This window comes from Pseudomonas sp. AK181, assembly GCF_051122975.1.
Classification (GTDB): Bacteria; Pseudomonadota; Gammaproteobacteria; order Pseudomonadales; family Pseudomonadaceae; genus Aquipseudomonas; species Aquipseudomonas lactis.
The window spans coordinates 1346273-1356814 of the sequence record NZ_CP146348.1 but is presented as its reverse complement, the minus strand read 5'-3'; the positions used below and the strand labels follow the sequence as shown (position 1 = coordinate 1356814).

The following is a 10542-nucleotide window of genomic DNA, read 5'->3' as shown; positions in this document are numbered from 1 at the left end:
CCTACGGCTATCTACCTGACGCCCCGCGGCCCAACTGTGGGAGCTGGCTTGCCTGCGAAGGCGGCCTGGCAGTCAACACAGTTGGATTGTGTACATATCCATTCCTGCGGTAACGGCCACCTAGGGTTCCGCCCTGACGGCGGCTCACTTTTGAAAAGCGCAAAAGTAAGCAAAACGCTCTTGCCCCACCACTCGGCACCTCGCTTAGGCTCGGTGTGCCCGTAATCCGCCAGTGATTTGGGGGGCCGCCGCCACGCGCCATCCATGGCGCGGGGCGGCTAAACCGGCATCCCTGCCGGTTTACCCCCCAAATCCCTGTCGAATTCCGGCCAGCGTGGTTTGACGGGGCGCTTGAGATCAAGATCAAAAGCAGATCAAGAGCGGCTCGCTTCGCATCGTGGTTACGGTGTTGATAACTATGCCGTGATGGCGTGCGTCAGTCAGAAATAGAGTGACTGGCCCACCGCATTCGCGAGCAAGCCCCACAGGTTTGACTGGCGTGTGGCCCTATTTATGCGTTTAGCCGTACTTGTTTTTCCAACTCCAGCTTCAAGCCTGGTTCAAGTTTCAGTTGGCGGGCCAGTTCGTCCAGGTAGGCTTTTTCCATGAAGTTTTCTTCGTCTACCAGCATCACGCTAGCGATGTACATTTCGGCGGCCATTTCCGGGGTGCTGGCGGCGCGGGCGACGTCGGTGGGGTCCAGGGGTTTGTTGAGTTCGGCGTGTAGCCAGTGTTGCAACTCCTGATCGTTGTCCAGTTTGGTAAATTCGCCTTCGATCAACGCGCGCTCGCGCTCATCCACATGGCCGTCAGCCTTGGCTGCGGCCACCAATGCCTTGAGAATGCCTTGGCTGTGTTGTTCGACCTGGGCCGCTGGCAGGCGGTCGATGGTTTGCGGCTCGCCTTGGGGCGCGCTGGCTTGCTGGGCTTGCCAGTTGCCGTAAGCCTTGTAGGCAATCACACCGAGCGCGGCCAGGCCGCCGTAGGTGAGCGCCTTGCCGCCGAATTTGCGGGCTTTTTTGTTGCCCAGCAGCAAGCCCATGGCTCCCGCTGCCAGGGCGCCGCCGCCGGCACCGCCGAGCATGCTGCCGAGCCCGCCACCGTTGAGCAAGCCGCCGAGGGCGCCCTTGTCATTGGACTTGCGTTGGCCGCCGGCCTTGTTTTGCAACATGTCCTGGCCAGACTTGAGCAGTTGATCGAGCAATCCACGGGTATTCATTCGTAGCCTCCAGACACTTGAGTTCGTAGGACCAATAGGCCTCCAGCGTAAAACTAAGTGCCAAAAAGCCGTGATCTAGAGTGCTTCCAGATGTAACGCTCAGTTGCGATGCTGGAAATGTCTTGTTGCACATGCAACGCCATCATCCCGCCATCAATCAATTTGCCTCGCTCATCGAACCGCTTAAGCTATCCGGCGTCTGTTTATTGTCCGTTGCGTTTGGCCGAAGGCATGTCCGAACCGTTATTTCTGATCCGTTACGTGCCAGGAACGGCGCGGGATTTGCTCACGACAGGTTGTCTCTATGCACCGCAGGAATTTGCTCAAAGCATCCATGGCCATTGCGGCTTACACCGGTTTGTCGGCCAGTGGCCTGCTGGCCGCGCAGGCCTGGGCAGGAAACCGGGCTGCCGATGGCAAGGCCGTGGCGTTCGATTTCGAATCGCTCAAGGCCCAGGCCAAGCAGTTGGCCACCCGTGGCTACCAGGACACTAAGCAGGTGCTGCCGCCGACCCTGGCCACCATGACCCCGCAGAACTTCAACGCCATCGGCTATGACCGTAACCATTCACTGTGGAAGGAGTTGAACGGCCAACTGGACGTGCAGTTCTTCCACGTCGGCATGGGTTTCAAGACGCCGGTGCGCATGCACAGCGTCGACCCCAAGACCCGTGAAGCCCGCGAAGTGCACTTTCGCCCTTCGCTGTTCAACTATGAAAAAACCACGGTGGACACCCAGCAACTGACCGGCGACCTGGGTTTCTCCGGCTTCAAGCTGTTCAAGGCGCCGGAGCTGGACCGCCATGACGTGCTCTCGTTTCTGGGCGCCAGCTACTTTCGCGCAGTGGATTCCACCGGCCAGTACGGCCTCTCGGCGCGTGGCCTGGCGATTGATACCTACGCGAAAAAACGTGAGGAATTCCCTGATTTCACGCAGTTCTGGTTCGAAACCCCGGACAAGAACGCCACGCGTTTTGTGGTCTACGCCCTGCTCGACTCGCCAAGCGCCACTGGCGCCTATCGCTTCGACATCGACTGCCAGGCCAACCAAGTGGTAATGGCGATCGACGCGCACATCAATGCGCGTACCGCCATCGAACAACTGGGCATCGCGCCCATGACCAGTATGTTCAGCTGCGGCACCCATGAGCGCCGCATGTGCGACACCATTCACCCGCAAATCCACGACTCAGACCGCCTGGCTATGTGGCGCGGCAACGGCGAATGGGTCTGCCGGCCGCTGAACAACCCGGCCAAGCTGCAATTCAACGCGTTCGCCGACACCGACCCCAAAGGCTTCGGCCTGGTGCAGACCGACCATGAGTTCGCCAGCTACCAAGACACCGTCGACTGGTACAGCAAACGCCCAAGCCTGTGGGTTGAACCAACCACTGCCTGGGGTGAAGGCTCGATCGACCTGCTGGAAATCCCCACCACCGGCGAAACCCTGGACAATATCGTGGCCTTCTGGACTCCGAAAAAGCCCGTGGCCGCCGGTGATTCGCTCAACTATGGCTACAAGCTGTACTGGAGCGCACTGCCGCCAGTGAGCACGCCGCTGGCACAAGTCGACGCGACCCGTTCGGGTATGGGCGGCTTTACCGAAGGCTGGGCACCCGGGGAGCATTATCCGAAGGTATGGGCGCGGCGTTTTGCCGTGGACTTCAAGGGCGGCGGCCTGGATCGCCTGCCGGCGGGCACCGGCATCGAGCCTGTGGTGACCTGTTCCCACGGTGAGGTGAAGGACTTCAGCGTGCTGGTGCTGGACAACATCAAGGGTTACCGCATCCTGTTCGACTGGTACCCCACCAGCGACAGTGTGGAGCCGGTCGAGCTACGCCTGTTTATTCGCACCCAGGACCGCACCCTGAGTGAAACCTGGCTGTATCAGTACTTCCCGCCTGCGCCAGAGCAACGCAAGTACACCTGACGCCACCCGCACGATCATTCCCACGCAATAACGTGGGAATGATCGGATTTGGCTCAGAACCGCGACACGCTTTTCATCGCGCCAATCAGATAGCGCATCGCCACCTGATCACTCTCGGTCAGCGCCCGATATTGCGCCAGCAACTCCATTTCATCTGAACTCAACCTTCGACCCCGCAAGGACATCCGGCGGCTCAGAAAAGACGCCACCGCACCCGCTACGCCATAGGACTTGGCCATGGACCGCTACTCCTGATATCAGTCAAATACTCCTGGTGCCCATTTCCCAACTCCCGAGAAGCGCAACGGCTTCGCGGACCAACCGCCTGTCTCCCTGGGCCAGAAGTCGGGCTTACCCTTAGCGTAGAAACTATCTCATCATTCGTGGGATTTTTTTAGAGTATTAACTTAAAAAATAACGTCGGTAATAAAAACCTACAGCGATTGCTCACGCAGTGGCCGATATCGGCTGCGCAAGGCCTACAACGCGCGCAAGAAAAAACCCACCGTGTCAGGGTGGGTTTGGCACAGAGGTGAGCAGGATCAATCCCGCAGGTCTGACTCATGAATCGGCTGGTCCCGATGGGTCGCCCGCTGGTATTGCGCCGGCCAGGTTGCCTTGCGCCCACCCAGGTCATCGTCGGCGTGCAGTGGCCAGTAGGGGTCACGCAGCAGTTCGCGGGCCAGGAAGATAATGTCGGCCTGGCAGGTACGCAGGATGTGCTCGGCTTGGGCGGGTTCGGTAATCATGCCGACGGTGCCAGTGGCCATGCCCGACTCCTTGCGCACGCGCTCGGCGAAGCGCGTCTGGTAGCCGGGGCCGGTAGGAATCTCTGCATTGGCGGCCGTGCCACCGGACGACACGTCGATCAGATCCACCCCCAGGTCTTTCAGGCGGCGCGCCAATTCCACGGTCTCATCCGGGTTCCAGCCGTCTTCTACCCAATCGGTGGCCGACACGCGCACAAACAGCGGCAACTCCTCAGGCCACACGGCGCGCACGGCCTTGGTCACTTCCAGCACCAGGCGAATGCGATTTTCGAAAGAGCCGCCGTAGTGGTCCTGACGCTGGTTGCTGATCGGCGAGAGGAACTGGTGCAGCAGGTACCCGTGAGCGGCATGGATTTCCACCACTTCAAAGCCTGCGGTCAAGGCGCGCTTGGCGGCGGCGACAAAGTCGGCGATCACTTGCTGTATCTGTGCTTCGTCCAGTGGCTTGGGCTGGGTGTGATTGGGGTCGAAGGCAATCGGCGAGGGCCCCACCGGCACCCAGCCGCCCTCCTCCGGTTTGACGCTGCCGTGTTTGCCGATCCATGGCCGATGAGTGCTGGCCTTGCGCCCGGCATGGGCCAACTGAATTCCAGCCACTGCGCCCTGGGCCGCGATAAACCGGGTGATGCGGCGCAACGGTTCGATCTGGGCGTCGTTCCACAGGCCCAGGTCCTGGGCGGTGATGCGGCCGTCGGCGGTCACCGCCGTGGCCTCGGTAAAAATCAGCCCGGCGCCGCCCACGGCTCGGCTGCCGAGGTGCACCAGGTGCCAGTCATTGGCCAGGCCATCGTCGCTGGAGTATTGGCACATGGGTGAAACCGCGATGCGGTTGAGCAGGGTCAATTGGCGCAGGGTGTAAGGTTCGAGCAGCTGACTCATGGCGCACCTCTTCTGGGCTTCATAGGCATTTTTGTAGGAGCGAGCTCGCTCGCGAAGGCCTCACAGGGGTCGCGTTTATCCAGGATTAACGCGTGATCGTTGACGTTTTTCGCGAGCAAGCTCGCTCCTACCAGCCTAGTCGACAACCATCGTTTGCACAGGGTTCAGAAAGGAAAGCGGGAGCCGATTGCCGGCTCCCGGTAGGCAGCGCCTTACATCTCGACCTGGGTGCCCAGCTCGATCACACGGTTGACCGGCAGTTTGAAGAACCGCAGGTTGCCGTTGGCGTTTTTCAACATGAAGGCAAACAACACTTCGCGCCAACGGGCCATGCCTTTGATGCGCGAGGCGATCACCGTTTCACGGCTGAGGAAGTAGGTGGTGCGCATCGGGCTGAAGTCCAGATCATCCAAGTGGCACAGTTTCAACGCTTCGGGTACGTCCGGTTCATCGGTGAACCCGAAGTGCAGGATCACCCGGAAGAAGCCTTCGCCGTAGGCATCCACCTCGAAGCGCCGCGCCGCTGGCACCCGTGGAATGTCTTCGTAGACCACGGTCAACAGCACCACCTGCTCATGCAGCACCTGGTTATGCAGCAGGTTGTGCAACAGCGCATGGGGCACGGCGTCGGGCCGCGCGGTGAGGAACACCGCCGTGCCCTGCACGCGATGGGGCGGCTGTACGCGGATACTGCTGATAAAGATCGGCAATGGCAGGCCACCCTCGTCGAGACGGCCGACCAGCAATTGCTTGCCGCGCTTCCAGGTGGTCATCAGCACAAACAGCACGATCCCCGCCAATACCGGGAAGGCGCCGCCCTGGAGGATCTTCGGCGCGTTGGCCGCGAAGAACAGGCCGTCTACCAACAGGCAGCAGAGCAACAGCGGCACGGCCAGCACCGGTGGCCATTTCCACAGCAGCAGCATGACCGCCGACACCAGGATAGTAGTCATCAGCATGGTGCCCGTCACGGCGACACCGTAGGCCGAGGCCAGGGCACCGGAGGACTCAAAGCCCAGCACCAGCAGGATCACGCCGACCATCAGCGACCAGTTCACCGCACCGATGTAGATCTGGCCCTGTTCGGCACTGGAGGTGTGCTGGATATGCATGCGCGGGATGTAACCCAACTGGATCGCCTGGCGGGTCAACGAGAACGCGCCGGAAATCACCGCCTGGGAAGCAATCACCGTGGCCATGGTGGACAAGCCCACCAATGGGACCAGCGCCCAGCTTGGCGCCAACAGGTAGAACGGGTTGCGCGCCGCCTCCGGATCGCCCAGCAGCATCGCGCCCTGGCCGAAATAGTTGAGTACCAGCGCCGGCAGCACCAGCAGGAACCAGGCGCGGGCAATGGGTTTGCGGCCGAAGTGGCCCATGTCGGCGTACAACGCTTCAGCGCCGGTCAATGCCAGCACCACCGCGCCGAGGATCGCCACGCCAATACCCGGGTGAACCATAAAGAAGCGCACGCCCCACGCCGGGTTGAGCGCATTGAGCACTTCGGGTTGCTGCAGGATGCCGTACACACCCAGGCCGCCCAACACCAAAAACCAGGTGACCATCACCGGGCCGAACAGCTTGCCGATGCGATCGGTGCCGTGTTTCTGGATCAGGAACAGCGCCACCAGCACCACCAGGGCAATAGGCACCACCCATTTTTCCAGGCCGTCGAACGCCAGTTCCAAGCCTTCGATGGCCGACAACACCGAAATCGCCGGGGTGATCATGCTGTCGCCGTAGAACAGCGCCGCGCCGCACAGGCCACATACCACCAGAAAACCGCGTAATTTGGCCCGCGTGCCGGCAGCTCGTCGCGCCAACGCGGTGAGCGCCATAATCCCGCCCTCGCCCTGGTTGTCGGCGCGCAGCACGAACAGCACGTACTTGATCGACACCACCCAGATCAGCGACCAGAAAATCAGCGCGAGGATCCCCAGAACACCGTCATGGTTGACCTGCACGCCATAACCACCGTTGAACACCTCTTTAAGGGTGTAGAGCGGGCTGGTCCCGATATCGCCATAAACCACCCCGACCGCCGCCACCAGCATGCCAATCGGCTTGGCTTTTGAATGCTCGGCACCGGCTGCCTGACTACTTGCCTGACCCATCAACCACTCCTGCCCTTTGACCTGAGGTCTTTTATAAACAGCGCTTCTAAGCTGACCCTAGCATGCGCTGTTTTACTTCTCGTAACAGACGTTTTATTGACCCAAGGGCTTTACCCGTGCGCAACGGCGCGAAGCATAGCGCAGCACTCGTCGTATTTCCCTGCATAAAGCTGGTCAAGTGCGTTGCCCACCGATAGAATTGCGCACTTTTTGATCAGAGGCGCGCCAAGCGCCCGTCCGTTGCCTTGTCGTGCACGACCGGCAGCGTCATTCAATACCGAGGTTAGACATGTCCACCACCATCGCAAAAGCCAACCCCAAGGTTGGCTTTGTTTCCCTGGGTTGCCCGAAGGCGCTGGTCGACTCCGAGCGCATCCTCACGCAATTGCGTATGGAAGGCTACGACGTCGTGTCCACGTACCAGGACGCCGATGTGGTGGTGGTCAACACCTGCGGCTTCATCGACTCGGCCAAAGCTGAATCCCTGGAAGTGATCGGCGAAGCCATCAAGGAAAACGGCAAGGTCATCGTGACCGGCTGCATGGGCGTGGAAGAAGGCAATATCCGCAACGTGCACCCGAGTGTGCTGGCCGTGACCGGCCCGCAGCAGTACGAGCAGGTGGTCAACGCCGTGCACGAGGTGGTGCCGCCACGCCAGGATCACAACCCGCTGATCGACCTGGTGCCGCCTCAAGGCATCAAGCTGACCCCACGCCACTACGCGTACCTGAAGATTTCCGAAGGCTGCAACCACAGCTGCAGCTTCTGCATCATCCCGTCGATGCGCGGCAAACTGGTGAGCCGCCCGGTGGGTGACGTGCTCGACGAGGCCCAGCGCCTGGTCAAGTCTGGCGTCAAGGAGCTGCTGGTGATCTCCCAGGACACCAGCGCCTACGGCGTGGATGTGAAATACCGCACCGGTTTCTGGAACGGTGCGCCGGTGAAAACCCGCATGACCGAGCTATGCGAAGCCCTCAGCAGCCTGGGCGTGTGGGTGCGCCTGCACTATGTTTACCCGTACCCGCACGTGGACGAGCTGATCCCGTTGATGGCCGCCGGCAAGATCCTGCCGTACCTGGACATCCCGTTCCAGCACGCCAGCCCGAAAGTGCTCAAGGCGATGAAACGCCCGGCGTTCGAAGACAAGACCCTGGCACGCATCAAGAACTGGCGCGAGATCTGCCCGGAGCTGATCATCCGTTCCACCTTCATCGTCGGTTTCCCCGGCGAGACCGAAGAAGACTTCCAGTACCTGCTGGACTGGCTGACCGAAGCGCAGCTGGACCGCGTCGGTTGCTTCCAGTACTCGCCGGTGGAAGGTGCGCCGGCCAACCTGCTGGACCTGGCCGTGGTGCCGGACGACGTCAAGCAAGACCGCTGGGAGCGCTTCATGGCGCACCAGCAGGCCATCAGCTCGGCACGCCTGCAACTGCGCATCGGCAAGGAAATCGAAGTGTTGATCGATGAAGTCGACGAGCAAGGCGCTGTGGGCCGCTGCTTCTTCGACGCCCCTGAGATCGACGGCAACGTATTCATCGACGATGCCAGCGGCCTGAAGCCAGGTGACAAAGTGTGGTGCACCGTGACCGACGCCGACGAGTACGACTTGTGGGCCGAAAAGCGCGACTGATCGCCCGATGATAAAAAAGCCCCGCCTCTGAGAAGATGCGGGGCTTTTTTAGGTCTATCGTATTGCCCATCAACCCCGAATACAGCAAGGGACAGCGGGTATGCGTCAGCATTCGGTGATTCACACACCTAAAACCAACGACTACGCGCGCCTGGTGCAGATCTGGGAGGACTCGGTACGCGCCACCCACGACTTCCTCCCGGACAGCTATATCGACATGTTGAAAAACCTGGTGCTGACCCGCTACCTCGATGCGGTGATGCTGATCTGCACCAAGGACTCGCGCCAACACATCAACGGGTTCGCCGGCGTGTCGGCGGGCAAGGTGGAAATGCTGTTTATCGACCCGCACTACCGTGGGCAGGGACTGGGCCGGCAACTGCTGGGTTACGCGATCGAACACATGAATGCCGATGAACTGGACGTCAACGAACAGAACCCCCAGGCCTTGGGGTTTTACCTCAAGCAAGGCTTCGAGGTGATCGGGCGCACAGAGCATGATGGGCTTGGGCAGCCTTATCCGTTGTTGCACCTGCGTCTGCGCCAGCAGCAACAGGCGCGTAATGCCTGAAATCATCCCGTACAAACTGTGGGAGCTAGCTTGCCTGTGATGGTATCTACACAACTTTGGTGTGACGCTAGACCTGTGGCGAGGGAGCTTGCTCCCGTGACGGCCTGACGGCCGGCCCCAGGATCCAAATGTGGGAGCTGGCTTGCCTGCGAAGACGGCCTTACAGTCAACACAGTTGGACCGTGTAGATATCCATTCCTGCGGTAACGGCCACTTAGGGTTCCGCTCTGACAGCGGCTCACTTTTGAAAAGCGCAAAAGTAAGCAAAACGCTCTTGCCCCACCACTCGGCACCTCGCCTAGGCTCGGTGTGCCCGTAATCCGCCAGTGATTTGGGGGGCCGCCGCCACGCGCCATCCATGGCGCGGGGCGGCTAAACCGGCATCCCTGCCGGTTTACCCCCCAAATCCCTGTCGAATTCCGGCCAGCGTGGTTTAACGGGGCGCCTAAGATCAAAAGCAGATCAAGAGCAAGATCAAGGGCGACTCGCTTCGCATCGTGGTTACCGTTTGCTGTGATGGCGGTATACCAGCGCCCGATGGGTAGACTGACCCGCCGCCTTCGCAGGCAAGCCAGCTCCCACATTTGACCCGTGTCGCGTCAGTTAATAATTGTTAAGGCACATGCGCTGAAATGGAGCCGGGATTAACCGGCGCCAGGCAGGTACAATAGTGGCCCCCTTTTGTTACGGCCCTTGTCATGACTGACCCCATACGCCTCTCCAAACGCCTTATCGAACTGGTCGGTTGCTCCCGTCGGGAGGCTGAGCTGTTTATCGAAGGCGGCTGGGTCTCGGTGGACGGCGAAGTGATCGACGAGCCGCAGTTCAAGGTCACTGACGAAAAAGTCGAGCTGGACCCAGAAGCCAAAGCCACCGCGCCAGAGCCGGTGACCATCCTGCTGCACGCCCCCGCAGGCGTGGACGCTGAAACCGCCATGGCCTCGATCAGCGCCGATACCCTCTCTGAAGAACACCGCTTCGGCAAGCGTCCGCTCAAGGGGCACTTCCTGCGCCTGAGCGCCAGCGCCGACTTGCAAGCCAAGGCCAGTGGCCTGCTGGTGTTCACCCAGGACTGGAAGATTCTGCGCAAGTTGACCGCCGATGCCGCCAAGATCGAGCAGGAATACGTGGTGGAAGTCGAAGGCGACATGGTTGCCCACGGCCTTAACCGCCTGAACCACGGCCTGACCTACAAAGGCAAAGAGCTGCCGGCCGTCAAAGCCAGCTGGCAGAATGAGAACCGCCTGCGCTTTGCGATGAAAAACCCGCAACCGGGCGTGATCGCGCTGTTCTGCGAAGCCGTTGGCCTGAAAGTTATCGCCATCCGCCGCATCCGCATCGGCGGTGTGTCCATCGGCAAGGTGCCGGTGGGTCAATGGCGTTACCTGTCCGGCAAAGAGAAGTTTTAAGCCGTTCCCCTTTTCCCGAC

8 protein-coding genes are annotated in these 10542 nt (G+C 60.6%); 4 read left to right on the top strand and 4 right to left on the bottom strand.

What is annotated here, in order from left to right; all coding sequences use genetic code 11:
• Positions 1–511: 511 nt before the first annotated feature.
• Positions 512–1219 (bottom strand): tellurite resistance TerB family protein, encoded by a 708-nt coding sequence (locus tag V8689_RS06370; protein WP_056790152.1) that lies wholly within the window; start codon positions 1217–1219, stop codon positions 512–514.
• Between the two features lie 304 nt (positions 1220–1523).
• On the opposite strand from V8689_RS06370, the gene V8689_RS06365 reads away from it, so the two are divergent.
• On the top strand, positions 1524–3149 hold the full coding sequence (locus tag V8689_RS06365; RefSeq protein WP_056790149.1) for a glucan biosynthesis protein D: 1626 nt from the start codon (positions 1524–1526) through the stop codon (positions 3147–3149).
• A 53-nt stretch (positions 3150–3202) separates the two neighbouring features.
• Here the strand turns inward: V8689_RS06365 and V8689_RS06360 are convergent, their stop codons facing one another.
• From V8689_RS06360 to V8689_RS06350, 3 genes are all read right to left on the bottom strand, one after another.
• Positions 3203–3388, bottom strand: coding sequence for a hypothetical protein (locus V8689_RS06360; RefSeq protein ID WP_003189066.1), 186 nt, complete (start codon positions 3386–3388; stop codon positions 3203–3205).
• 303 nt (positions 3389–3691) lie between these two features.
• A complete protein-coding gene (locus V8689_RS06355; RefSeq protein ID WP_047712716.1) occupies positions 3692–4798 on the bottom strand; it encodes an NADH:flavin oxidoreductase/NADH oxidase in 1107 nt (368 codons plus the stop codon).
• Between the two features lie 212 nt (positions 4799–5010).
• Positions 5011–6912 (bottom strand): potassium transporter Kup, encoded by a 1902-nt coding sequence (locus tag V8689_RS06350; RefSeq protein WP_032893242.1) that lies wholly within the window; start codon positions 6910–6912, stop codon positions 5011–5013.
• A gap of 289 nt (positions 6913–7201) precedes the next feature.
• Between V8689_RS06350 and rimO the strand changes: the two genes are divergently transcribed.
• From rimO to V8689_RS06335, 3 genes are all read left to right on the top strand, one after another.
• Complete coding sequence (rimO, locus tag V8689_RS06345; protein WP_003231334.1) at positions 7202–8542, top strand: 30S ribosomal protein S12 methylthiotransferase RimO; 1341 nt, start codon at positions 7202–7204, stop codon at positions 8540–8542.
• Positions 8543–8642: 100 nt separating this feature from the next.
• Complete coding sequence (locus tag V8689_RS06340) at positions 8643–9113, top strand: GNAT family N-acetyltransferase (RefSeq protein ID WP_056790146.1); 471 nt, start codon at positions 8643–8645, stop codon at positions 9111–9113.
• A 698-nt stretch (positions 9114–9811) separates the two neighbouring features.
• Complete coding sequence (locus tag V8689_RS06335) at positions 9812–10522, top strand: rRNA pseudouridine synthase (protein ID WP_003189059.1); 711 nt, start codon at positions 9812–9814, stop codon at positions 10520–10522.
• Positions 10523–10542 lie beyond the last annotated feature (20 nt).